Source organism: Kingella sp. SNUBH-2017 (genome assembly GCF_028680565.1).
Taxonomy (GTDB): Bacteria; Pseudomonadota; Gammaproteobacteria; order Burkholderiales; family Neisseriaceae; genus Kingella_D; species Kingella_D pumchi.
Genome location: NZ_JAPHVK010000001.1, coordinates 176,424 through 198,545, shown reverse-complemented (window position 1 = coordinate 198,545; position 22,122 = coordinate 176,424). Strand labels below are relative to the sequence as shown.

Below are 22,122 nucleotides of genomic sequence, written 5' to 3'. Positions count from 1 at the left end.
GGCGGAAAGCCGTTGCAGGCAGCCTGAAAGCCGCGAATGAAAACGGTTCCGCGCACAGGATAACACAAACTGCGCGCGAAACCGCATCTGCCACCAATGGCGCCTATTCGCCGGCCGCGCATACCGGCGCCGGCAGTTCTTCTTCGTGGCGGAAGGCAGTCAGACGGCGGCTCAGGATATTGAGCAGCACGCCGTAGGCCGGCACAAACAACAGCGTGCAGATGCTGAGTTTGAACAGATAATCGACAAAAGCGATGTGCGGCCAATGCTCCGCCATAAAGGCATTGGCGCCGCCGTGAAAGGCGATGGCGAAAAACAGCAGCGTGTCCACCGCATTGCCGGCAAAAGTGGACACGGTGGGCGCCACCCACCACGATTTGAGCCGGCGCAGGCGGTTGAAGACGAAAATATCCAAAAGCTGGCCGACGGCATAGGCGGAAAAACTGGCCAGCGCAATGCGGAACACTACGCTGTCAAACACCGCCAGCCCCTGCCAGCCCGCCCACGCGCCGTCGGCAAACAGCACCGACAGCACATAAGAAAGCACCAGCGCCGGCAGCATCACCCAAAAAATAATCCGCCGCGCCAGACGCTGGCCGAAAATGCGCACCGTTAAATCGGTGGCGAGAAAGATAAACGGGAAACTCAGCGCCCCCCAAGTCGAGTGCACGACAAAACCGTTGGGCAGCGTGAAGTCAAACGGAAACTGCACCAGATAGTTGCTGGCGGCAATCACGATGATGTGAAACAGCACCAGCCACCCCAACGCGCGGCGCTGCTGGATGGCGGTAAAAACATAATGGCTCATAAAACGGGAAACTTTCGCAAAAGGGTTTTCAGGCAGCCTGAAAAACGAAACGGCACGGATTTACTGCATATCGTGGGCAAACAGCCGCTCGCGCGCCAAATCGGCAAAGGGCGTGCCCGGGCGGCCGTAGTTGGCAAACGGATGGATGGCGATGCCGCCGCGCGGGGTAAATTCGCCGAACACTTCAATGTATTTGGGCTGCATCAGCGCGATCAGGTCTTTCATAATCACATTGACGCAGTCTTCGTGAAAATCGCCGTGGTTGCGGAAGCTGAAAAGATAGAGTTTGAGCGACTTGCTTTCCACCATTTTCACATCGGGAATGTAGCGGATCACGATGGTGGCAAAGTCGGGCTGGCCGGTAATCGGGCACAGACTGGTGAATTCGGGGCAGACGAATTTGACGAAATAATCGTTGCCCGGATGTTTGTTGTCGAAGGCTTCGAGCACTTCGGGCGCGTAGTCGGCGCGGTACTCGGTTTTCTGGTTTCCGAGCAGCGTGATGCCGTCGAGCTCTTGGGGATTTCTCATGGATTATCCTAGTTTTGTTAACGCGGGAGGTTTGCGAACCGCGGATGGAAAAACTTTCAGGCTGCCTGATTTCAGGCAGCCTGAAAAACGAAAGGGGCGGATTGTAAACGCTTTTTAAGCAGCCTGAAAAGCCGTCGGTGCACCGGCTTGCCCGTGCCTAAAATATGCTGCGCAGGGCGAAAAAGCTGATTACTGCCAGCAGCGCGGCGGCCGGCAGGGTAACCACCCACGCCAGGGCGATGGGTTTCATCATTTTCCAGTTGGCATTGCGGTTGACCAAACCGATGCCGAGCACGGCACCGACCAGAATATGGGTGCTGGATACCGGCAGGCCGAACACGGAAGCGGCCATCACCACCGAGGCGGCGGCCAGCTCGGCGGCGAAACCGGAAGACGGGTGCAGCTCGGCCAGCCCTTTGCCGACAGTTTGGATCACTTCCTTGCCGATAAACCACAGGCCGACAATCAGGGCGACGCCGAAAGTGAGCATGGCTTCGGGCGGCACGGCGGCGGCGCTGCCGATGCTGCCGGTGCGCAGCACGTCCATAATCGCGGCAAAGGGGCCGATTGCGTTGGCGATGTCGTTGGCGCCGTGGCTGAACGCAAAACCGGAGGCGGTAAACACCTGCATCCACGAAAACATCAGGAAAGTGGATTTGCTGATGTCTTTGCGCTTGAGGGTTTTGGCGTAAATAAAGGTGCCCACCCAGATGGCGGCGCCGATCATCATAATAATCAGGGTATTGGTCAGCGTGCTGACGCCGAGTTTGAGATTGCTCAGCCCTTTGAAAATCAGCATCGACGAAATCACCATGCCGCCGATGGCGGAAATGGCCGGCACCCACGAATACATGGCCTTGTAGGCGTCGATACTGTTTTTGCGGCTGTCGATGGCGTACAGACCGCGGTAGTAGGCGGATTCGAGCTCGGCGGGGTCGAAGTCGTTTTCGCCGTAGATTTGCGCGTCGCGCGCCATTGCGGAAGTAATTTCGATTTTTTCCTGCTCGTCCATCGCTTCAAAGCGGTGCTTGTGGCTTTCCTTATAAGCCTTTTTCTCGGCCTTAATCGCCTTGAGCTGCTCTTCGATGGAAGCGTTGTAGTCGAGCACGTATTTTTTTACCAGCGAAAACAGCAGATAGGCCACCGCCCCGCCCAAGAGCGGCGAGAGCACCCACGAGACGGCAATGGTGCCGATTTTGTCCCACTGCACCATCGCCCACGGGCTGCTGCCGGGCGCCGCCAGCAGAAAACCCAGGCACAGCGAGCTGCCGACGATGCCGCCGACTATCGCATGGGTGGTGGAAACCGGCAGCCCTTTTTTGGTGGCGAACAGCAGCCACAGCGCCGCCGCCAGCAGCGCCGACATCATAATGAACACCAAATCCAAAGGGCGCAGCGGCAGCGATTCGAGATTGACGATACCGCTGCGGATGGTATGGGTAACTTCGCCGCCGGCAATCACCGCGCCGCTCACTTCAAACACCGCGGCGATAATCAGCGCCTGCGGCACGGTCAGCGTGCCGGCGCCCACCGACGTGCCGAAGGAATTGGCCACATCGTTGCCGCCGATATTAAAGGCCATAAACACGCCGAAAGCGGTGGCCAGCAGAAACAGCGGCACATGGTTGTGGTTGGTGTAGCCCAGCCCCCAGAAAACAAAATAGCCGACCATGCCGCACAACAGCACGGCAAAAGCGGCATTGGTTTTGTACATCGCCGGGGCGGCGGGTTTGGTTTGGGACATCGTCTATCCTCGTCGGTGCAAAATCGGCGCAAGTATAACCCAATCCGGCTGCGGAAATACCGCCGGTGCCGCCGTTTTCAGGCTGCCTGACAGCATTTTCGGGCAGCCTGAAACGGCAGACGGAAAAAACCGGCCGCAATGGCCGGTTTGCCTGGTTCTGGTGGAGGCGGCGGGAATCGAACCCGCGTCCGAAAGTCCTCTACAAAGCGTTCTACATACTTAGTTGTGTCTATTTGGAAATCTTATTTCTATCGCGCCGACCAACAGGCTTTCAAGAAACCAGTTACCTTAAATCTCGCTTTCCGCCAAGTAACCCGACGGAAAACCAGTCAATGTGAAATGACGTTGCGGTAGCTTGCGCTACACAGCCCATTGACCAGCTGCTGCAACGGCAGGCCTTAGGCGGCCAGTGCGTAAGTTTCGTCGTTTGCGACTATTTGAGTTCAGTGTTTAACGGGCTTCTGAGACCCCGGTATGCCCGCATCTGCTTCGCAACCCCCGTCGAAACCAAGATCGCCCCCAGATAGGAAAGACGGATTATACGCACATCAAAGCAGCCTGAAAAGCGGCGGCATCTTGATTTCGCGTATAATCGCGCCACCCAAACCACCGGATTTTGCCACCATGTACGACGTCAATACCCACGACGTGCGCCGCTTTTTCGCCCATGTCTGGCAGCAGCGCCTGAACCCGCTTGCGCTGGACGGCCTGCAGCACAAAGCGCTGCGTATTCTGGAAGCCCATCCCGAATACGGCCGCTATCTCGACAATATCGAAGACTATCTCGACAAAAACTGGCTGCCGGAAGACGGCGAAACCAATCCCTTTTTGCATCTGTCGCTGCATCTGTCGCTGCAGGAGCAGGCCGCCATCGACCAGCCGCCCGGCATCCGCGCCATCCATGAAGAGCTGTGCTGCAAAAACGGCGGCGACTGGGTAGCCGCCGAACACGCGATGATGGACGCGCTGGCCGAAACCCTGTGGGAAGCGCAGCGCTATGGCAAGGGGCTGGACGTCAACGCCTATATGACCCGCCTGCGCCGCCTGATCGGTTTGGGACAGGAAGACGAGAGGCGCATCAATCCGCACGAAGTTGCGCCGTCCGACCAAATCAGCGCACGCGACTAAACCTTTCAGGCAGCCTGAAACATGATTTATCCCTGGCACCGCAACGCATGGCGGCAGCTTGCCGAACACTGGCAGCAGCAGCCCAACGCCTGGCTGCTCGCCGGCCGTGAAAACACCGGAAAGACCGAATTTGCCCGCAGCCTGGCACAAGCCTTGCTGTGTGAAAAGCCGCAGGCCGACCACAGCGCCTGCGGGCATTGCCCGTCCTGCCATTTGTTCGAGCAAGACAGCCATCCCGACTTCTACCTGCTCGAGCCCGACCAAACCGAAGGCGAAAGCGGCGCCCGCCGTCTGCAGCAGATTAAAATCGACGCCGTGCGCGCCATTTTGGAGCCGCTCACCCACAGCTCGCTGCGCGGCAACCGGCGGGTGGTGATGATCGCCCCCGCCGAAAGCATGAATCTTCAGGCTGCCAACGCGCTGTTGAAAATGCTCGAAGAGCCGCCCGAAGCGGTGGTTTTCTTATTGGTCAGCCATCAGCGCGACCGCCTGCTGCCCACCATCCGCAGCCGCTGCCGCCAGCTGCCGCTGCCATTGCCCGCACACGAACAGGCGCTGGCTTTTCTGCGCGAACGGCGCGGCGGCAGCGAAGAAGCGGCCGCAGCCGAACTGGCCTTTCACGGCGGCGCCCCGCTGTTTGACGAACCGGAAGACTGGGCGCCGCTGCGCCGGCAGCTGCTCGATTTTCTCGCCGCCCCGCGCCTGCTGGCCGCGCTCGATTACGCCGCCGAATTCGACCGCCACAAACAGCCGCTCGCCCTGCTGCTGGAATGGCTGCACAAATGGCTGGCCGATATGGCGCTCGCCCAGCACGGTCTGCCGCCGCTATACTACCCCGCCTGCGCCGGCGCGCTCTCAGCGGCCGCCGGCAAAACCGCGCCGGATGCGCTGTTCGGCTTTGCCGACCGTCTCAACCGCCTGCTGCCCTACGGCCGCCACAGCCTGAACGTGCGGCTGCAAACCGAAGCCCTGCTCAGCGAATATTTGATGCTGTTCCAGCGCAAAAAACGCTGAATTTCGCTTTTCAGGCTGCCTGAAACCTACCTGCCGCGGCCGCCGCGCCGCCTTTTACCAACCGATTAAGGACAAACATGAGTTCCGTTGCCCCCAACGCTGCCCAATCCGCCCCCGGCCGCATGCTCAACCTGCGCCTGGAGAGCAAACCGATTATCTACGCCAGCTATATGTCGTTTCTCGAATACGGCGGCGTTTTCCTGCCCACCACCGACACTTTCGAGATGCACGAAGAAGTGCTGCTGGTTTTGGAGCTGGTCGGCAACAAAACCGACAAATTATTCGTCAAAACCAAAGTCTGCTGGATCAACGCCCACCCCAGCCCCGGCGGCCGCCCGCGCGGCATCGGCCTGGCGTTTACCGACGACGAACAGAGCATCAAAGCCAAAATCCTGTTTGAAAACATCCTTACCGGTCTGCTGCACAACGAGCGCCCCACCTACACCCTCTGACCGATAGGCTGCCCGCCCCGCAGGCAGCCTGAAAGACGCTTATGCCCGCCTACGATTCCCAACTTGCCGACCGCGTCCGCCATCTTCTCTCCGCCGAAACCGGCGTGGAAGAGCAGGATATGTTCGGCGCCCTGCTCTTCCGTATGCGCGGCAAAATGCTGCTGGCGGTGGGCGGTGCCGGCATGATGTGCCGGCTGGATGCCGACCGCTACCGCGAAGCCTTATCCCAGCCCGCCTGCCGGCCGGTGGTGAGCAACGGCACGGTGTACGAAGGTTATGTCAATGTCGCCGCCGCCGCGCTGGCCGATGAAACCGCCCTGCAGCACTGGGTCGGGCAAAGCCTGCACACCGCGGCCGCCGAGCAGGAAACCGATACGCAGACGCCGGCAAACGACGACAGCGCGGGCAGCCAGCCGGAAAACGGTGGTAGCCAAACTGCCACCGCCCAAACCGACACACAGGAAAATCCGGCAGCGCAAGTCGAATCCGAAAAAACCGAATCCGCCCAACCGGAAAACCCCGCCGGCTAACGGTCAAACACCTTTCAGGCTGCCTTGCACCGTCCGACAGGCAGCCTGAAAGCATTTACCCGTCCCGCCCGTACCATAGACGGAATAGGTTTTGTGCCGATGGCGCCATACCCAAAGCCGTCCCGTCCCAAACCCCAAAAAGCAGCCTGAAAACCGCACCGCACGGTTTTCAGGCTGCTTTTTCGTTTGCCAGTTGGGGGCGGACTAAATCGAATACTCCCCGCCAAACTCCAAATCCGAAATCTCTTTGCGCAGGTGTTTGAGCGCGGGGGTAACGATGGCGACGAACATCGCTTCGCGCACGCGGCGCTGTACCGGGCTTTTCATCAGATAGCCTTTGGCGCCGCTGTGCAGCGCGGCGGATTGGGCGGCGTCCAGGCACAGCTCGGCGGCGGCAGCGCGGGTTTGCAGGGTTTCGAGCAGGCCGGCACTGCCTGCCCAGGCTTCATCGGCCAGGCGAATGGTTTTGGCCAGCAGGGCGTCGTAGCGCTCTTGCAATTCGTCGATGCCGTTGTCGAGATAGAAATTGACTTCGCCGCTGCCGACGTTGGCCAGCTCGATTTCTTTCAGGCAGCCGTCGATGATGCCGGCGCCGATGCCGATTTGCAGCAGGATGAAACCGGCTTTGATGCTGCGGATGTAGTCGGCAAAAGCGGCGGGCTCGGCCAGCACGTCTTCATGCGGCACGAAGACTTTATCGAAACGCAGCGCCAGCGTACGGGTGCCTTCGAGCGCGCAGAATTCGGGGCAGGGATTGAGCGTTACCCCTTCGCGGCCGGCGCCGGTGATAAACATCACGTAGCCGTCGCCGATTTGCGCGGTGTTCGCCCAAATGTGGCTGTCGCCGAGATTGGACACCCACGGCAGCACGCCGCTGACCAGATAGCCGCCGTCGGTTTTTTCGGCCTTTAAAAAATGCTCTTCGATGCCGGCCAGGTGTTTGACGGTGTTGGACATTCCCGTTCCCGCCAGCACGCGGCCGGACAGCACGTCGGCCAGATAGCGCTGTTTCACCGCCGCATTGGCGCTTTGGTGCAGATACCAGCCGCAGGCGGCCTGGCACCAGGCGGAAAAGGCGGTGGCGCCGCATTCTTTGCCGATTTCGCGCAGCACGCCGATTTGCGCGGCCAGACCCAGTCCGCTGCCGCCTTCTTCGGAACTGCCGACGGCGGCAAACCCGCCCGCCGCGCCGACTTTGCGCAGGAAGTCTTCGGGATACAGCCCTTTGCGGTCGATGTCTTCCACCAGCGGTTTCAGATCGGTTTTCACCAATTCGGCAATATTGTGCAACAGGGTTTCTGCGGATTGGGACATGGGTTTTCCTTTTCGGTGCGGCTTTCAGGCTGCCTATTGGGATTAAAAGGCAGCCTGAAAGGGGATTGGAATGTTTTTCAGGCTGCCTTTCTCCATGAAAGGCAGCCTGAAAACCGGTTAGGCGTAGGCCTGCAATTCGGGATTGATTTCGGTCTGTGCCAGATTGTTGGTGTAGTTGCACAGGGTGGCCAGCGCCACGCCCATCACCACTTCCACCGCCTGCTGCTGGTTGTAACCGGCATTCAGAAAGGCTTGCAGCTCGGCATCGGAAACCGCACCTTTTTTCGCCATCACCGCCTGGGTGAAATCGGAGAGCGCGGCCAGTTTGGCATCGTCGAAAGCGGCGGAATCGACGGCGCGGGATGCTTTAATCGCTTGCTCGGACAGCAGTTTTTTTAAGGTTGCCAGCTTGGTGTGTCCGGCCACGCAGAAGCCGCATTCGTTGGTGCGGGCGGCGATAATCTGCACCACTTCCACTTCGCCCGCGGTCAGGCTGTTGGCGCCGTTGAGCTTGCCGACTTCCTGGTAAAACGCCAGCGCTTCGGGCGCATTGGCCAGCACGCCGATCAGGTTGGGGATAAAACCGTTGGCATTCAGCGCGGCTTCTACGCGCGCTTTGGCGCCTTCGGGAGCGGTTTCGACGGTATGGACGGTCAGGCGTGCCATGATGTGTTCCTTTCGGGGTGTGTTGGAATCGGATGCCGCACGCGGCGGCATCGGGAGCGCGGAATTCTATAAATGCGGCTGCAGCGGGGGAAAGATTTTGTGCTTCTGAATAATAGAACGGCGGATTATATTTGCGCCAAAACGGCAAAAAATCAGCGGCCAAGCGCTTTCAGGCTGCCTGAAAGCAGCGCCGAGCGGCCGCCGCTTCCTATCTGCCGCAGCGAAAAACGGGTAAAATGGCGCCCGCAGCCTAGTCTGCACACTACCAAAAGCAAATAAAACATCCATCATTAGGAGCACAATATGGAACACAAACTGCCGCAGCTGCCCTACGGCCTCGACGCGCTTGCGCCGCATCTGACCCGCGAAACTTTGGAGTTTCACTACGGCAAGCACCACCAAACCTATATCACCAATCTGAACAGCCAGATTAAAGGTACCGAGTTTGAAGGCCTGCCTTTGGAAGAGATCGTTAAAAAATCGTCCGGCGGCATTTTCAATAACGCCGCGCAAACCTGGAACCACACTTTCTACTGGCTGGGTTTCACGCCCGCCGGCCAAGGCCGCCCCAGCGGCGAGCTGGCCGCCGCCATCGACGCCAAATGGGGTAGCTTCGAAGCCTTCCAGGAAGCCTTCGACGCCTGCGCCGCCGGCACTTTCGGCTCGGGCTGGGCATGGCTGGTGAAAACGCCGGCCGGCGATCTGGACTTGGTTTCCACTTCCAACGCCGCTACCCCGCTGACCGGCGACAACATCCCGCTTTTAACCTGCGACGTGTGGGAACACGCCTACTACATCGACTACCGCAACAGCCGCCCCAACTATCTCAAAGGCTTCTGGGAAATCGTTAATTGGGACGAAGTCGCCCGCCGCTTCGCCGCCTAAGGCAAAAGCGCCATACCCAAATACAAAGCTGCCTGAAACCGTTTGCCGGTTCAGGCAGCTTTTTTGTTTGGGCAGACGCCGAATGGTTTTCAGGCTGCCTTTGCGGACAAGGCAGCCTGAAAACCATCAACCGTACGCTGTGGCAGCTTTACTGCGATGCCGCGCAGCGGAAACCGAGATTGCGCAAAACGTAGTTCGGCTTCAGGCTCAAGCGGATGCCGAAGCGCAGGAAAGCGGCATAATTGGTGGGGTCGGTGCTGTTGGCGCTCCCGCCGCCGCAGAACATGTCTTTGGTATCGCCGCTGCCGCCGTTAAGCAGGCTGCTGTTGAAGTCTTCCGTCCATTCCCAAATCATGCCGTGCATATCGTGCACGCCCCAGTAGTTCGGCCGGCCTTTGCCGACTTCGCCCAACGGCCGTTTGCCGCCGTCGGCATACCATTCGAGAATCGTGCGTTTGTATTCGGCATCTTCGGTGCCGTTTTTCTTCAGCGCCGAAGCCATGCCGGCATATTCCCACTCGTCGATGGTCGGCAGCCGTTTGCCCTGTTCGGTGCAGTAAGCATTGGCGGCAAACCAGGAAACGTGGGTAACGGGTTTGTTCAAATCGCTGCTTTTGGGCGCGTAGCCGCTGCCGTTTTTCACCCAATGGCGCAGATATTTGTCGGTTTCGGCGTGGCGTTTGCGCACTTTGCCGCGCTGCCACTCGGGATGGCGTTTGACGAACTCGGCAAACTGGCGGTTAGTAACGGCGGTTTTGTCGAGCAAAAAGGCTTTGACCGGAATCAGCGGCGTGTCTTTTTTCAAATACAGCGGCCGGTAGCTGTCGCCGGGGATTTTGGCCATATTGGCGGTATCGGCGGCGCCGGCTGCGGCGGACACGGCCAGCGCGGCAACAAGCGGGATAAGGGTTGGGTATTTCATGGTTTTTCCTTTCAGGCTGCCTGAAAACCTTGCGGCACAGGTGCGGCATTTGGCGCTGTTTGGTAAAAGCTGCCGCCGGCATAGGGCGCAAACAGCAGCAGCAGGCAGTTTATCGGATGGCGTTGAAAAAAGCAGCCTGAAAGCCGTTGCTTGCTTTCAGGCTGCCTTCCCCCTTTTTTTAACGGCTGACGCTTAGCGCGCTTTGGCAACGTCGGCAGCGCTTACCTGGCCGCCTTTGTTACCGAAGCTGTTGAGTACGAAAGTGAGCACGTTGGCTACTTCGTCGTCTTTCAGCGCCACAGCGGGCATTACGCTGTTGTACTCTTTGCCGTTTACGGTGATTTTGCCGCTAAGGCCTTTGACTACGGCTTGAATACCGCGTTTGTGGTCGGAATTCAGGTAGTCGGAACCGGCCAGCGGAGGAAACGCACCTTCTACACCTTTGCCTTCCGGACCGTGGCAGGCGATGCAGTTGGCTTTGTACACCGCTTCGCCCAGTTTGATTTGGGCGGATTTGTCGGCTTTGCCGGCATCGGCTTTTTCGGAAGCGGCTTCTTTCTTAGCCGGTTCGCTGCCTGCGGCTTTGGAAGCAGGAGCAGCCTGGCTGCCTGTAGCGGCATCAGAAGCGGACTTACCGGCTTCTTGGTACACGCCTTCAGTCAGTTGGCCGGTGTAGATAGACGGGTTTTTCTCGCCGTCAACTTTCAACTGACCCAGAGAGCCTTTGTTGAAAGCACGGAAGAGGGAGTGGTCAACCAGAGTGTAGCTGCCGGGAACATCGACTTTGAAATCAACGATTGCCGCACCACCGGCCGGAACCAGAGTGGTTTGAACGTTTCTATTGATCAAGTCGCCGCCCTCAACGTGTACGGTGTCGAAGATTTCGCCGATAACGTGGAAAGAAGAAACCAGGTTCGGGCCGCCGTTACCGAAGAAGATACGCACTTTGTCGCCGGCAGTGGCTTTCAGGGCGTTGTCGCCGGCAATCGAGCCTACGTGGCCGTTGAAGACAACGTATTCAGGCTGCTCTTTGATGGCTTTTTCCATGTCGAAGTCTTGCAGACCGGCTTCGCCGTATTTGCCTTTGGTGTAGAAGTCGCCTTGGACAACGTAGAACTCTTTGTCCACTTTGGGCAGGCCGCCTTTGGGCTCAACCAAAATCAAACCGTACATACCGTTGGCAATGTGCATGCCCACAGGCGCGGTGGCGCAGTGGTAGATATACAGGCCGGGTTGCAGTGCTTTGAAGCGGAAAGAAGTAACGTGGCCGGGCGCGGTAAAGGTGGCTTCGGCACCACCGCCGGTACCGGTTGCCGCGTGGAAGTCTATATTGTGCGGAACAGTAGAGTCGGAGCGGTTGGCAAACTGCACTTCTACGGTATCGCCGTGGCGTACACGGATCATCGGGCCGGGAACGCTGCCGTTGAAGGTCCAGTATTTGTACTCGACACCGTCAGCCATTTTCATGACTTTTTCCTGAACTTCCATTTTCACCATTACTTTGGCGGCATGGTTACGCTCGATGGGAGGCGGCGCTTCGGGCGCATGGGTCATCACCGCATCGATCACTTCCAGCTGATCTTCCGGAATTTCGGGCTCGTCTGCTGCAGCTACTTGTGAAGCGGCTTCAGAAGCAGCAGTATTGGCAGAAGCGGTTTCCGCCGGCGAAGCGACCGCCTGCCCGGAAGCTGCGGGTTTGGCATCCGCAGAGGGCTGCGGGCTACACGCGCCCAATGCAAACAAGGAGGCAATCAGAGTTGCCAAAAGGGTTTGTTGCTTCATAGTGGTTCCTCTCTATAAAGAAGATGATGAAAAATAAACTACACCAGGTTCCTTTATTGACATACTACAAAACTTCGAGCCGCAATCTTATCATTAAAACGGCTTGTGTCGGTTTGTGAAAATTATGTGTTAAGGCAATTTAAAGCACATTGACGCAAATCAAATTTTTATCAGCAAAAGGGTAGTATCGTGAAGCCGTGTACTGAAGTTTATGATTTTGCTTAAATACGCTTTAAACATGACGCTATTGTCCGCCAATGCGGCGATACCACACACTCCGCCAAAAGGAGTAATAAAGTAGAGTTGTATTTAAAGATATTTTCGCAAATGATAAATCCGGTTCACTCCGCTTTTGAATTCGTGTACAATCCTTAACATTCATTATTTATGAATGATAAAATTTCTTATTTGTTTGTCAAACTAGGAGCACATAATGGGTCAATACAAGAAACTCTGGTACGCGCTGATTGCCGTACTGATTGTGACCTTCTCGATACTCGGCTATCTCGGCACAGAAGTGTATCGTCAGGCACCCCCCTTCCCCGATAAGTACGTTACCGCATCGGGCGAAACCGTTATCACCAAGGAAGACATCCTTGCCGGCCAGTCTGCCTGGCAGAGCACCGGCGGTATGGAAGTCGGTTCGGTAATGGGTCACGGCGCATTCCAGGCGCCGGACTGGACGGCCGACTGGCTGCACCGTGAAGCCGAAGCCTGGCTGAATATTTCTGCCGAAGAAAAATTCCAGAAAAAATACGCCGACTTGGGCAAACCCGAACAAGCCTCCCTGCTGGCCGCTCTGCGCGAAGAATACCGCAACCAGAGCCAGCCGCGCGAAGACGGTACCGTGGTACTGTCTGAAACCCGTCTGAAAGCCATCAAGGCCATCACCCCCTACTACCTGAGCGTGTACGGCGACGATCCGGCGTTTGAAAAAACCCGCGAATCCTTCGCTATGAAAAACAACACGCTGCCCGACGCACAAGCCCGCAACAAGCTGACCAACTTCTTCTTCTGGACAGCTTGGTCCAGCTCCACCAACCGCCCGGGCCACACCTTTACCTACACCAACAACTGGCCGCACGAACCGCTGCTGAACAACGTTCCCACCACTGAAAACTACATGTGGTCGTTCGCTTCTTTCGTGTTCCTGCTGATGGGTATCGGTTTCCTGGTATGGGGTTACCACTTCCTGCGCAAGCACGATAAAGAGCCGGAAGCTCCGGCTGCCGACCCTTTGGCAAAAATCGCGCTGACTCCGTCGCAAAAAGCCCTGTGGAAATACGCTGCGCTGACCGTAGTTCTGTTTATCGTACAGATCCTTCTCGGCGGTCTGGTTGCCCACTACACCATTGAAGGCCACTCTTTCTACGGCATTCCGCTGTCTGATCTGCTGCCCTACTCTCTGGCGCGTACCTGGCACTTGCAGTCCGCCCTATTCTGGATTGCCACCGGCTTCTTGACTGCGGGTCTGTTTATCGCCCCGATCGTCAACGGCGGCAAAGACCCCAAAGGCCAACGCTTGGGTGTAAACCTGCTGTTTATCGCCCTGTTTATCGTGGTGGCCGGTTCCTACTCAGGCAACTTCTTCGCCATTACCCACATCATGCCTCCGCACCTGAACTTCTGGTTCGGCCACCAAGGTTACGAGTACCTCGACCTCGGCCGCTTCTGGCAGCTTCTGCTGTACGTCGGCCTGCTGTTCTGGCTGTTCCTGATGCTGCGTTGTACCGTTAACGCCTTCAAAGCCAACGGCGACAAAAACCTGCTGACCATCTTCGTTGCCTCCATCGTCGGCGTGGGCATGTTCTACGGCCCCGGCCTGCTCTACGGCGAGCACACCACTCTGGCCGTAATGGAATACTGGCGCTGGTGGGTGGTTCACCTGTGGGTAGAAGGCTTCTTCGAAGTATTCGCCACCGCCGCCCTGGCATTCGTGTTCTACAACCTCGGTCTGGTCAGCTACCGCTCCGCCACTACCGCTTCACTGGTTGCCGGCAGCCTGTTCTTGGTCGGCGGTGTACCCGGTACTTTCCACCACCTATACTTCACCGGTACCACCACTCCGGTAACCGCAGCCGGTGCTTCTTTCTCCGCACTGGAAGTAGTTCCCCTGATCCTGCTGGGCCATGAAGCCTACGAACACTGGTCTCACCAGCATGCCGCTCCGTGGATGAAACGTCTGCGCTGGCCGCTGATGTGCTTCGTTGCCGTAGCTTTCTGGAATATGCTCGGCGCCGGCGTGTTCGGCTTCCTGATCAACCCGCCGATCACCCTGTACTTCCTGCAAGGTCTGAACACCACCGCGGTGCACGCACACGCCGCCCTCTTCGGTGTGTACGGCTTCCTGGCTCTGGGTTTCGTGCTGATGGTCGGCTGCTACATCAAGCCGCACTTCACCTACAATGAAAAACTGATGACCACCGGTTTCTGGATGCTCAACGGCGGCCTGTCCCTGATGATTGTCAGCAGCCTGCTGCCGGTAGGTATCTTCCAAGCCGCAGCTTCCATCACCCACGGCCTGTGGTATGCCCGCAGTGAAGAATTCATGCAACAAGGCTTCTTGGAGCTGTTCCGCTGGATTCGTACCTTTGCCGACTTGATCTTCATCGGCGGCGCTTCGCTCTTCGCTTACCAAGTGATCAAAATGTCTCTCAGCCGCGACAAAAGCCAAGCCTAATGTCTGAGCGCTGAAGACACACTAAAAGCAGCCTGAAAAGTTTTCAGGCTGCTTATATTTTGCCCCGCACATGAGGGCAAGCAATAAAAGTCAAATCGGACAGTATCTTAGGCGGTTGCTTGACAAACCAGCCTGAATCGTATCGTAAGCGAGATTCGCCCTTGTGTGTTTTTGTAAAACCACAGGGGCATTTTCATGCAAAACGAACGTCAAAAAATCTACATCACGCTTGAGCTTAACGAGGGAGTTGACGTACTCAACCGTGAACATCTCTCCACCGTAAAAACGAAAGAACAAATCCCTGAATTTTTCGCCCTACTCAAACAGTTTGCCCAGCTTTCGCAGGTCGATTTGGTAACCATTCGTAGCGAACAAGAGCTTATCCGCTTCATTGAAGCGGAAAATTTTAGCCGCATGGTCGAGGCTCGCGCATGATTGCCAACACCATCGCAGCACCGCGCCCCGCAGGGGCGCAGTGCCTTCCTTGTCTAAATAGAAACATCTCAATCCGTCCATCTTTTTTATTACCCTAATCCCTTTTCAGGCTGCCGGCAGCCGCCAAACGCGGCAGGCCAAACCCGTTTGCGGGCACCGGAAAATCCCGCTAAGATACGCGCCGCCGCCGCCCCGGATAAAAGCAGGCGGCGGTATCCCGCAACCCCATACAGGAGCTTTTTATGAAACGTCTCTCTGCCCTATTACTCAGCGCCCTGCTGGCCGGCCAGGCCGCCTATGCCGCACCGGCGCCGGTGAAATTCGACGGCAAAACCTTCGGCAAAGAATTTGTCGGCGTGATGGAACACGGCAACCGGCTCAAAGAATACGTTGCCAACGGCGAATCTTTCGAAAACTGGAGCAGGCTCATCGGTATCCGCTACCAAGAAATGCCGCAGCTGAACAACGACCCCGCCGCCATGGCCAAAGCGCTGGCAGTTACCCTGCGCCAAAACAACCCGCAGGCCAAATTCGAAATCACCCACGATCCCCAGCAAAACATTGCCGTGATCGACTTTATCACTTGGAAAACCGGCGCTGCCAACGACGGCACCATGGAAATCAACGCCTTCAAATACTGGCAGAGCGCCGACAAAAAAGGACTCTACTCGCTGCAGCTTGCCCAGCGTGTGCGCACCGCCGACTACAAAGACCAGCAAAAAGCCGTGCAGGCGCTTAAAAACATTCGCAGCAGCCTGCTCAAGCAAATCCGCAGCGCCAACCACCAAGCGGTGGAAAAAGCCCTGCAGCGCTAAGCGTAGTTTTTCAGGCAGCCTGAACCCGCCCAAGCAACAGCAAAAGCCCGCGCCGGATGCGATTCCGTCGCGGGCTTTTCATAGCGCACCAAAGTTTTCAGGCTGCCTTTGCAAGCAGCCTGAAAAGGATACAGCGGCGGTGTCGCGCTATACGTTAAACAAAAAGTGCATCACATCGCCATCCTGCACCACATATTCCTTGCCCTCCACGCGCATTTTGCCCGCTTCTTTGGCTTTGGCCTCGCCGCCCAGCGCCACAAAGTCTTCGTAAGCGATGACTTGGGCGCGGATAAAGCCGCGCTCGAAGTCGGTGTGGATCACGCCGGCGGCCTGCGGCGCGGTGTCGCCTTTGTGAATCGTCCACGCACGCACTTCTTTCACGCCGGCGGTGAAGTAGGTTTGCAGGCCGAGCAAATCGTAGCCCGCGCGGATCAGGCGGTTCAAGCCCGGCTCTTCCAAGCCCATTTCGGCCAGAAACTCGGCTTTTTCGTCGTCTTCCAGCTCGGCAATTTCGCTTTCCATCGCCGCGCACACGGCAACCACCGGCGCGTTTTCTTTGGCGGCCAGCTCTTTCAGGCGGTCGAGATGCGGATTGTTGTCAAAGCCGTCTTCGGCCACATTGGCCACATACATCGCGGGTTTGACGGTGAGCAAAAACAGCGGGCGCAACAGCGCGGTTTGTTCGGCATCCAGGCCGAAAGAGCGTACCGGTTTGCCCTCGTTCAGATGCGGCAGCAGGCTCTCGAGCAGGGCGACCAGTTTTTGCGCGTCTTTGTCGCCGGATTTGGCGCGTTTGCCTTCGCGCTGGATGGCTTTTTCCACGCTCGCCAAATCCGCCAGCGCCAGCTCGGTGCCGATGGTTTCGATGTCGGCAATCGGATCGATCTTGCCGGAAACGTGGACGATATTGTCGTCGTCAAAACAGCGCACCACGTTCACAATGGCGTCGGTTTCGCGGATATTGGCGAGAAACTGGTTGCCCAGGCCTTCGCCTTTACTCGCGCCCGCCACCAGGCCGGCGATATCGACAAACTCCACAATCGCCGGCTGCATTTTTTGCGGATTAACGATTTTCGCCAGCTGTGCCATGCGCGGGTCGGGCACTTCGACGATGCCGACATTGGGCTCGATGGTGCAGAAGGGGTAGTTTGCCGCTTCGATGCCCGATTGGGTCAGGGCGTTAAACAGGGTGGATTTGCCGACGTTGGGCAGGCCGACGATGCCGCATTTCAAACTCATTTCAAGGCTTCCGTGAAGAAAATCAAAGGGGCGGATTCTAGCATAAAAGGCAGCCTGAAACGCCGCGCCGCCACATACGGCAGGCAGCCTGAAAAGCGGCGCGGGCAAAGCGGATCGGCGCTTTCAGGCTGCCTGCCGCGCGCGGATTGGGGTTTGCAGGATGCCGGCGAATCAAGCACAATGCGCCGTTTTTTATTCCGCGCCGCTTTTCAGGCTGCCTGAAAGGCGCGCGCCCGAACCGCTTATGCAGATTATCGACTCCCACTGCCACCTGAATTTCGACGGCCTGCGCGAGCGCCTGCCCGAAGTGTTCGCCAATATGCGCGCCAATAATGTGGTGCGGGCGCTGGCCATCAGCGTCAGCCGCGACAGCTTCGAGCAGGTGCTGGCCATTGCCGAGCAGTACGACCACGTTTACGCCACCGTCGGCATCCATCCCGACAGCGAAACCGCCGCCGAATTCAGTTTCGACGAACTGATCGAGCGCACCGCCCATCCCAAAGTTGTCGGCATCGGCGAAACCGGGCTGGACTACCATTGGTGCAGCGGCGATCTGGCCTGGCAGCACCGCCGCTTCGCCGTCCACATCGAAGCGGCCAAGCAAAGCGGTCTGCCGCTGATTATCCACACCCGCAAAGCCGCCGACGACACCATGGCGATGCTGCGCGAACACGCCGCACCGCAAGCGGTGATGCACTGCTTCGCCGAAGATTTGCGCGTGGCGAAAATCGCGCTGGATATGGGCTATTACCTGTCTTTCTCCGGCATCGTTACCTTTAAAAACGCCGCCGACGTGCAGGAAGCCGTGCGCTACTGCCCGCTTGATCGGCTGCTGGTAGAAACCGATTCGCCCTTTCTGGCGCCGGTGCCCTACCGCGGCAAGCCCAACGAGCCGGCCTATGTGCGCCACACCGCCGAGTTTCTCGCCACCCTGCGCGGCGACACGCTGGAAAACATCGCCCGCGCCAGCACCGAAAACTTCCACCGCCTGTTTGCCAAAGTCCCGCCGTTGCAGGCAGCCTGAACAGGCAAACCGTTTTTCAGGCTGCCTGAAACCCGCTTTAAAGCAGCCTGAAAACCGTTTCCCCCAACCTTAGCCCAAATCCATCTCCCATGACTGCACCCCATCTTCCGCGCGGCCCGGTAATGGCCGACGTTGCCGCCTACACCCTGAGCGGCCAAGAGCGCGAGCGCCTGCTCGATCCCGCCATCGGCGGCGTGATTCTGTTTCGCCGCAACTTCCAAAACGTCGAGCAGCTCAAAGCGCTCACCGCCGACATCAAATCGCTGCGCACGCCCGAGCTGATTATCGCCGTCGATCACGAAGGCGGCCGCGTCCAGCGCTTTATTGACGGCTTCACCCGCCTGCCGGCCATGGCCGCGCTGGGCAAAATGTGGGACGAACAGGGATGCGAAGCCGCCGAAAAAGCCGCCGAGCAGGTCGGCTGGGTGCTGGCCGGCGAGCTGGCCGCCTGCGGCGTCGATTTGTCGTTCACGCCGGTGCTCGATTTGGACTGGCAGCAATGCGCGGTGATCGGCAACCGCAGCTTCCACCGGCAGCCTGAAACCGTTGCCGCGCTGGCGCTGGCGCTGCAAAAAGGCTTAAACCGCGGCGGCATGAAGTCCTGCGGCAAACATTTCCCCGGCCACGGTTTTGTCAGCGGCGACAGCCACCATGTGCTGCCCGAAGACCCGCGCACGTCCGCCGAACTGGCCGCCGACATCCTGCCCTTCCGCCAACTGGCCGCTCAGGGCATGGCGGCGGTAATGCCCGCCCATGTGGTCTATCCGCAAATCGACAACTGGCCCGCCGGCTTTTCCGCCTACTGGCTGCAGCAGGTTTTGCGCCGCGATTTGGGCTTTGCCGGCGTGATTTTCTCCGACGATCTTACTATGGAAGGCGCCTGCGGCGCCGGCGGCATCAAAGAGCGCGCGCAGCTGTCGTTCGCCGCCGGCTGCGACATCGTGCTGGTGTGCAACCGCCCTGATCTGGTGGACGAGCTGCGCCAAGATTTCAAGCAGCCTGAAAACGCAAAACTGGCCGCGCGCTGGCAAAACATGGCCTGCACCCTGAGCCGCGCCGAAGCGGAAAAACTGGCTGCCGACCCGGACTTTCAGGCTGCCCAATCCGTCTGTGCCGCCTTATCTTCACCGCAAGACACCGCCGGCGGCGTGAAAGTGGGCGAAGCCTTCTGAGCAAACCGACAAAAATTTGATTTGCCGCAAAAGAACAGGCCGGCAGCCTGAAAACTTTTGCGGCAATTTTGCTGCCCGAAAGCGCCGCCGGCAATTTTTACATTTGCAAAAAATAAAATCCTGTTTAGCCAAAAACTATCCTTTTTGCCTAGTTAATGCGATTAAGTTCAAGTTTGGCAATCATTATCAGATAAATTATTCTTTTAAATTATTTATTTAATCTCCAAACTTCAGCTTGCCGCCTTTTGCCGCCGTCTTTACATTTCACAACAGCCCCAAGCAGCGACGGCACAAGCAAAAATTTTTTTCCCAATCAAGACTATTCAATAAGCGATAAACAATGTAAATTATGCATAATGTAGGTTAATGCCAAGCGCTGGGATCTTCCTTAGCGCTTTGTTTTAAGTTCAATAAGTTCAAAGAATAATATCAGTAAGACTTTGATCAAAAGGAATCGAAATGCAGACCAAAAACCGACCTGTATTTCTGGATTTGCGGGTGCTCTCGCGGCACCTGCCGATTCCGGGAATCGTCTCGATCATGCACCGCATCAGCGGCGTGCTTCTCTTTTTCGCCCTGCCCGCCCTGCTGGCGCTTTTGCACGGCTCTTTAAGCAGCGGCGATACCTTTGCCACCTATAAAGCTTGGGGCGGCAATCCCCTGATCAAACTGATGCTGTGGGGCCTGCTGTGGGGCTTCATGCACCACCTGTGCGCCGGCATCCGCTTTTTGCTGATCGATGCCGACAAAGGTGTGCAGCTGCAGCCTGCGCGCAAAAGCGCTAAAGCCGTATTGGTATGCGGTTTCGTTTCGGCTCTGATTTTGGGGGTGGCATTATGGTAAACCGCAAACTGGTCGGCGCCCATTACGGTCTGCGCGATTGGGCGATGCAGCGCATTACCGCAGTAGTCATGCTGGTTTATTCGCTGTTTTTCCTGTTTTTCCTGTTCAGTCTCGCCGGTGCGCAAGACTATTCGCAATGGCAGGCGTTTTTCGGCAAAACCTGGGTAAAACTGTTTACCCAAGTCAGCTTTATCGCCCTGTTTTTACACGCCTGGGTGGGTATCCGCGATTTGTGGATGGACTATGTGAAGCCTTTCGGCATCCGCTTGGCGCTGCACTGCCTGACCATCATCTGGCTCATCGCCTGCACCGTGTATTCCGTTCATGTAATCTGGGGCTGAAAAAATGACTTATCCTATCCGCAAATTTGATGCCGTCATCGTAGGCGGCGGCGGCGCCGGTCTGCGCGCCGCGCTGCAACTATCCAAAGCCGGCATCAACACCGCCGTTTTATCCAAAGTTTTCCCCACCCGCTCGCACACCGTGGCGGCGCAGGGCGGCATTTCCGCCTCGCTGGGCAACGTGCAGGAAGACCGCTGGGACTGGCATATGTACGACACCGTCAAGGGTTCCGACTGGCTCGGCGACCAAGACGCCATCGAGTTTATGACCCGCGCCGCACCGGCCGCGGTGATCGAGCTCGAACACATGGGCATGCCTTTTGACCGCGTGGAAAGCGGCAAAATCTACCAGCGCCCCTTCGGCGGCCACACTGCCGAGTTCGGCAAACGCGCGGTAGAGCGCGCCTGCGCGGTGGCCGACCGTACCGGCCACGCCATGCTGCACACCCTGTACCAGCAAAACGTGCGCGCCAACACCCAGTTTTTCGTCGAATGGACGGCGCTTGACCTGATCCGCAACGAAAACGGCGACGTGGTCGGCGTAACCGCAATGGAAATGGAAACCGGCGAAGTCTATATCTTCCACGCCAAAGCCGTGCTGTTTGCCACCGGCGGCGCCGGCCGTATTTACGCTTCGTCCACCAATGCCTTTATGAACACCGGCGACGGCTTGGGCATCTGCGCCCGCGCCGGCATTCCGCTGGAAGACATGGAATTCTGGCAGTTCCACCCCACCGGCGTGGCCGGTGCCGGCGTGCTGATTACCGAAGGTGTGCGCGGCGAAGGCGGCATTTTGCTCAACGCCAACGGCGAGCGCTTTATGGAACGCTACGCCCCCACTGTAAAAGACCTGGCTTCGCGCGACGTGGTTTCCCGCGCCATGGCGATGGAAATTCTCGAAGGACGCGGCTGCGGTAAAAATAAAGACCACGTGCTGCTGAAAATCGACCACATCGGCGCCGAGAAAATCATGTCCAAGCTGCCCGGCATCCGCGAGATTTCCATCCAGTTTGCCGGCATCGACCCGATTAAAGACCCGATTCCGGTGGTGCCGACCACCCACTATATGATGGGCGGCATCCCCACCAACTATCTGGGCGAAGTCATTGTGCCGCAGGGCGACAATCCCGAAGTGGTGGTCAACGGCCTGTATGCCGCCGGCGAATGCGCCTGCGCTTCGGTGCACGGCGCCAACCGCCTGGGTACCAACTCGCTGCTGGACTTGGTGGTCTTCGGCAAATCCGCCGGCGACAGCATGATCAAATACATCGGCGAACACGAAGAATGGCTGCCGCTGCCTGCCGATGCGGGCGAGCTGACCCGCCAGCGCTTGGAGCGCCTGAACAACCAGACCGGCGGCGAAGACGTTTCCGCCCTGCGCGGCGAGCTGCAGCGCACCGTCCAATCCCATGCCGGCGTATTCCGCACCGACAAGCTGCTGCAGGAAGGCGTGGAAAAAGTGCTGGCGCTGGTCGAGCGTTCCAAAAACACCGAAATCGGCGACAAGAGCCAGGTGTGGAACACCGCCCGCATCGAAGCGCTGGAATTGGACAACCTGATGGAAGTGGCCAAAGCCACCGTGATTGCCGCCGAAGCGCGCAAAGAATCGCGCGGTGCCCACGCTTCCGACGACCACCCCGATCGCGACGACGAAAACTGGATGAAACACTCGCTGTTCTACTCCGCCGACAACCGTCTGGCCTACAAACCGGTTCACACCAAGCCGCTGACGGTCGAGTACATCAAGCCCGCCAAACGCGTTTACTGATTAAAAAACCGGCCGCAAAGATTCAGGCA

Annotated in this window: 21 protein-coding genes, 1 other RNA gene and 1 riboswitch; of the genes, 13 read left to right on the top strand and 9 right to left on the bottom strand. The window is 57.9% G+C overall.

Features of this window, described 5'->3' with window-relative positions; genetic code table 11:
* Positions 1–103: 103 nt before the first annotated feature.
* The 4 genes from OP500_RS00950 to ssrA form a co-directional block, all read right to left on the bottom strand.
* Positions 104–808, bottom strand: coding sequence for a 7-cyano-7-deazaguanine/7-aminomethyl-7-deazaguanine transporter (locus OP500_RS00950; RefSeq protein ID WP_238745472.1), 705 nt, complete (start codon positions 806–808; stop codon positions 104–106).
* 60 nt (positions 809–868) lie between these two features.
* Positions 869–1,339: a preQ(1) synthase gene (gene queF, locus OP500_RS00945; RefSeq protein WP_238745475.1), complete on the bottom strand. Its 471-nt coding sequence runs from the start codon at positions 1,337–1,339 to the stop codon at positions 869–871.
* Between the two features lie 2 nt (positions 1,340–1,341).
* A riboswitch (PreQ1 riboswitch) is annotated at positions 1,342–1,387 on the bottom strand.
* A 109-nt stretch (positions 1,388–1,496) separates the two neighbouring features.
* Positions 1,497–3,083 (bottom strand): inorganic phosphate transporter, encoded by a 1,587-nt coding sequence (locus OP500_RS00940; RefSeq protein ID WP_274069918.1) that lies wholly within the window; start codon positions 3,081–3,083, stop codon positions 1,497–1,499.
* Positions 3,084–3,241: 158 nt separating this feature from the next.
* Positions 3,242–3,604: a transfer-messenger RNA gene (gene ssrA / locus OP500_RS00935) on the bottom strand.
* A gap of 103 nt (positions 3,605–3,707) precedes the next feature.
* Here ssrA and OP500_RS00930 point away from each other — a divergent pair.
* The 4 genes from OP500_RS00930 (at position 3,708) to OP500_RS00915 (ending at position 6,207) form a co-directional block, all read left to right on the top strand.
* A complete protein-coding gene (locus tag OP500_RS00930) occupies positions 3,708–4,211 on the top strand; it encodes a DUF1841 family protein (protein ID WP_274070052.1) in 504 nt (167 codons plus the stop codon).
* Positions 4,212–4,232: 21 nt separating this feature from the next.
* Positions 4,233–5,225, top strand: a complete 993-nt coding sequence (gene holB / locus OP500_RS00925; protein WP_274069917.1) for a DNA polymerase III subunit delta' — start codon at positions 4,233–4,235, stop codon at positions 5,223–5,225.
* 77 nt (positions 5,226–5,302) lie between these two features.
* Positions 5,303–5,677, top strand: coding sequence for a PilZ domain-containing protein (locus tag OP500_RS00920; RefSeq protein WP_274069916.1), 375 nt, complete (start codon positions 5,303–5,305; stop codon positions 5,675–5,677).
* Between the two features lie 41 nt (positions 5,678–5,718).
* On the top strand, positions 5,719–6,207 hold the full coding sequence (locus OP500_RS00915) for a TfoX/Sxy family protein (protein ID WP_274069915.1): 489 nt from the start codon (positions 5,719–5,721) through the stop codon (positions 6,205–6,207).
* Positions 6,208–6,411: 204 nt separating this feature from the next.
* Here OP500_RS00915 and OP500_RS00910 read toward each other — a convergent pair whose 3' ends face one another.
* Together OP500_RS00910 and OP500_RS00905 are read right to left on the bottom strand one after the other, a co-directional pair.
* Entirely contained in the window at positions 6,412–7,521 is a 1,110-nt protein-coding gene (locus OP500_RS00910) for an acyl-CoA dehydrogenase family protein (RefSeq protein ID WP_274069914.1), read from the bottom strand.
* 117 nt (positions 7,522–7,638) lie between these two features.
* On the bottom strand, positions 7,639–8,187 hold the full coding sequence (locus OP500_RS00905) for a carboxymuconolactone decarboxylase family protein (protein WP_238745489.1): 549 nt from the start codon (positions 8,185–8,187) through the stop codon (positions 7,639–7,641).
* Between the two features lie 303 nt (positions 8,188–8,490).
* Here OP500_RS00905 and OP500_RS00900 point away from each other — a divergent pair, with 303 nt between their 5' ends.
* On the top strand, positions 8,491–9,072 hold the full coding sequence (locus OP500_RS00900) for a superoxide dismutase (RefSeq protein ID WP_274069913.1): 582 nt from the start codon (positions 8,491–8,493) through the stop codon (positions 9,070–9,072).
* 148 nt (positions 9,073–9,220) lie between these two features.
* Here OP500_RS00900 and OP500_RS00895 read toward each other — a convergent pair whose 3' ends face one another.
* Both OP500_RS00895 and nirK read right to left on the bottom strand, forming a co-directional pair.
* Complete coding sequence (locus tag OP500_RS00895) at positions 9,221–9,994, bottom strand: formylglycine-generating enzyme family protein (protein ID WP_274069912.1); 774 nt, start codon at positions 9,992–9,994, stop codon at positions 9,221–9,223.
* A gap of 192 nt (positions 9,995–10,186) precedes the next feature.
* Entirely contained in the window at positions 10,187–11,776 is a 1,590-nt protein-coding gene (nirK, locus tag OP500_RS00890) for a copper-containing nitrite reductase (RefSeq protein WP_274069911.1), read from the bottom strand.
* 433 nt (positions 11,777–12,209) lie between these two features.
* Here nirK and OP500_RS00885 point away from each other — a divergent pair, with 433 nt between their 5' ends.
* The 3 genes from OP500_RS00885 to OP500_RS00875 all read left to right on the top strand — a co-directional run bounded on the left by OP500_RS00885 (position 12,210) and on the right by OP500_RS00875 (position 15,706).
* On the top strand, positions 12,210–14,456 hold the full coding sequence (locus tag OP500_RS00885; protein ID WP_238745501.1) for a nitric-oxide reductase large subunit: 2,247 nt from the start codon (positions 12,210–12,212) through the stop codon (positions 14,454–14,456).
* Between the two features lie 195 nt (positions 14,457–14,651).
* Positions 14,652–14,891: a hypothetical protein gene (locus tag OP500_RS00880; RefSeq protein ID WP_238745504.1), complete on the top strand. Its 240-nt coding sequence runs from the start codon at positions 14,652–14,654 to the stop codon at positions 14,889–14,891.
* A gap of 242 nt (positions 14,892–15,133) precedes the next feature.
* Complete coding sequence (locus tag OP500_RS00875) at positions 15,134–15,706, top strand: hypothetical protein (RefSeq protein ID WP_238745507.1); 573 nt, start codon at positions 15,134–15,136, stop codon at positions 15,704–15,706.
* Positions 15,707–15,853: 147 nt separating this feature from the next.
* On the opposite strand, the gene ychF is transcribed toward OP500_RS00875, so the two are convergent.
* Positions 15,854–16,945 carry a redox-regulated ATPase YchF gene (gene ychF, locus OP500_RS00870; protein WP_238745509.1) on the bottom strand — a complete coding sequence of 364 codons (1,092 nt, stop codon included), beginning with the start codon at positions 16,943–16,945 and terminating at the stop codon, positions 15,854–15,856.
* A 244-nt stretch (positions 16,946–17,189) separates the two neighbouring features.
* Between ychF and OP500_RS00865 the strand changes: the two genes are divergently transcribed.
* The 5 genes from OP500_RS00865 (at position 17,190) to sdhA (ending at position 22,093) form a co-directional block, all read left to right on the top strand.
* A complete protein-coding gene (locus tag OP500_RS00865; protein WP_238745512.1) occupies positions 17,190–17,969 on the top strand; it encodes a TatD family hydrolase in 780 nt (259 codons plus the stop codon).
* Between the two features lie 89 nt (positions 17,970–18,058).
* Positions 18,059–19,141: a beta-N-acetylhexosaminidase gene (gene nagZ / locus OP500_RS00860; protein ID WP_238745515.1), complete on the top strand. Its 1,083-nt coding sequence runs from the start codon at positions 18,059–18,061 to the stop codon at positions 19,139–19,141.
* A 459-nt stretch (positions 19,142–19,600) separates the two neighbouring features.
* Positions 19,601–19,984 carry a succinate dehydrogenase, cytochrome b556 subunit gene (gene sdhC / locus OP500_RS00855; protein ID WP_238745516.1) on the top strand — a complete coding sequence of 128 codons (384 nt, stop codon included), beginning with the start codon at positions 19,601–19,603 and terminating at the stop codon, positions 19,982–19,984.
* On the top strand, positions 19,978–20,325 hold the full coding sequence (gene sdhD, locus OP500_RS00850; RefSeq protein WP_238745518.1) for a succinate dehydrogenase, hydrophobic membrane anchor protein: 348 nt from the start codon (positions 19,978–19,980) through the stop codon (positions 20,323–20,325). The genes sdhC and sdhD overlap by 7 nt, the downstream gene beginning before the upstream one ends.
* A gap of 4 nt (positions 20,326–20,329) precedes the next feature.
* The gene (gene sdhA, locus OP500_RS00845; RefSeq protein ID WP_238745520.1) at positions 20,330–22,093 is read left to right on the top strand and encodes a succinate dehydrogenase flavoprotein subunit; all 1,764 of its coding nucleotides are present in this window, start codon (positions 20,330–20,332) and stop codon (positions 22,091–22,093) included.
* The last annotated feature ends 29 nt before the right edge of the window (positions 22,094–22,122 follow it).

Bases quoted from the DNA above. Each gene is read 5' to 3' on its own strand.
- OP500_RS00950 (WP_238745472.1), bottom strand. From the start codon at position 808: ATGAGCCATTATGTTTTTACCGCCATCCAGCAGCGCCGCGCGTTGGGG.
- queF (WP_238745475.1), bottom strand. From the start codon at position 1,339: ATGAGAAATCCCCAAGAGCTCGACGGCATCACGCTGCTCGGAAACCAG.
- OP500_RS00940 (WP_274069918.1), bottom strand. From the start codon at position 3,083: ATGTCCCAAACCAAACCCGCCGCCCCGGCGATGTACAAAACCAATGCC.
- OP500_RS00930 (WP_274070052.1), top strand. From the start codon at position 3,708: ATGTACGACGTCAATACCCACGACGTGCGCCGCTTTTTCGCCCATGTC.
- holB (WP_274069917.1), top strand. From the start codon at position 4,233: ATGATTTATCCCTGGCACCGCAACGCATGGCGGCAGCTTGCCGAACAC.
- OP500_RS00920 (WP_274069916.1), top strand. From the start codon at position 5,303: ATGAGTTCCGTTGCCCCCAACGCTGCCCAATCCGCCCCCGGCCGCATG.
- OP500_RS00915 (WP_274069915.1), top strand. From the start codon at position 5,719: ATGCCCGCCTACGATTCCCAACTTGCCGACCGCGTCCGCCATCTTCTC.
- OP500_RS00910 (WP_274069914.1), bottom strand. From the start codon at position 7,521: ATGTCCCAATCCGCAGAAACCCTGTTGCACAATATTGCCGAATTGGTG.
- OP500_RS00905 (WP_238745489.1), bottom strand. From the start codon at position 8,187: ATGGCACGCCTGACCGTCCATACCGTCGAAACCGCTCCCGAAGGCGCC.
- OP500_RS00900 (WP_274069913.1), top strand. From the start codon at position 8,491: ATGGAACACAAACTGCCGCAGCTGCCCTACGGCCTCGACGCGCTTGCG.
- OP500_RS00895 (WP_274069912.1), bottom strand. From the start codon at position 9,994: ATGAAATACCCAACCCTTATCCCGCTTGTTGCCGCGCTGGCCGTGTCC.
- nirK (WP_274069911.1), bottom strand. From the start codon at position 11,776: ATGAAGCAACAAACCCTTTTGGCAACTCTGATTGCCTCCTTGTTTGCA.
- OP500_RS00885 (WP_238745501.1), top strand. From the start codon at position 12,210: ATGGGTCAATACAAGAAACTCTGGTACGCGCTGATTGCCGTACTGATT.
- OP500_RS00880 (WP_238745504.1), top strand. From the start codon at position 14,652: ATGCAAAACGAACGTCAAAAAATCTACATCACGCTTGAGCTTAACGAG.
- OP500_RS00875 (WP_238745507.1), top strand. From the start codon at position 15,134: ATGAAACGTCTCTCTGCCCTATTACTCAGCGCCCTGCTGGCCGGCCAG.
- ychF (WP_238745509.1), bottom strand. From the start codon at position 16,945: ATGAGTTTGAAATGCGGCATCGTCGGCCTGCCCAACGTCGGCAAATCC.
- OP500_RS00865 (WP_238745512.1), top strand. From the start codon at position 17,190: ATGCAGATTATCGACTCCCACTGCCACCTGAATTTCGACGGCCTGCGC.
- nagZ (WP_238745515.1), top strand. From the start codon at position 18,059: ATGACTGCACCCCATCTTCCGCGCGGCCCGGTAATGGCCGACGTTGCC.
- sdhC (WP_238745516.1), top strand. From the start codon at position 19,601: ATGCAGACCAAAAACCGACCTGTATTTCTGGATTTGCGGGTGCTCTCG.
- sdhD (WP_238745518.1), top strand. From the start codon at position 19,978: ATGGTAAACCGCAAACTGGTCGGCGCCCATTACGGTCTGCGCGATTGG.
- sdhA (WP_238745520.1), top strand. From the start codon at position 20,330: ATGACTTATCCTATCCGCAAATTTGATGCCGTCATCGTAGGCGGCGGC.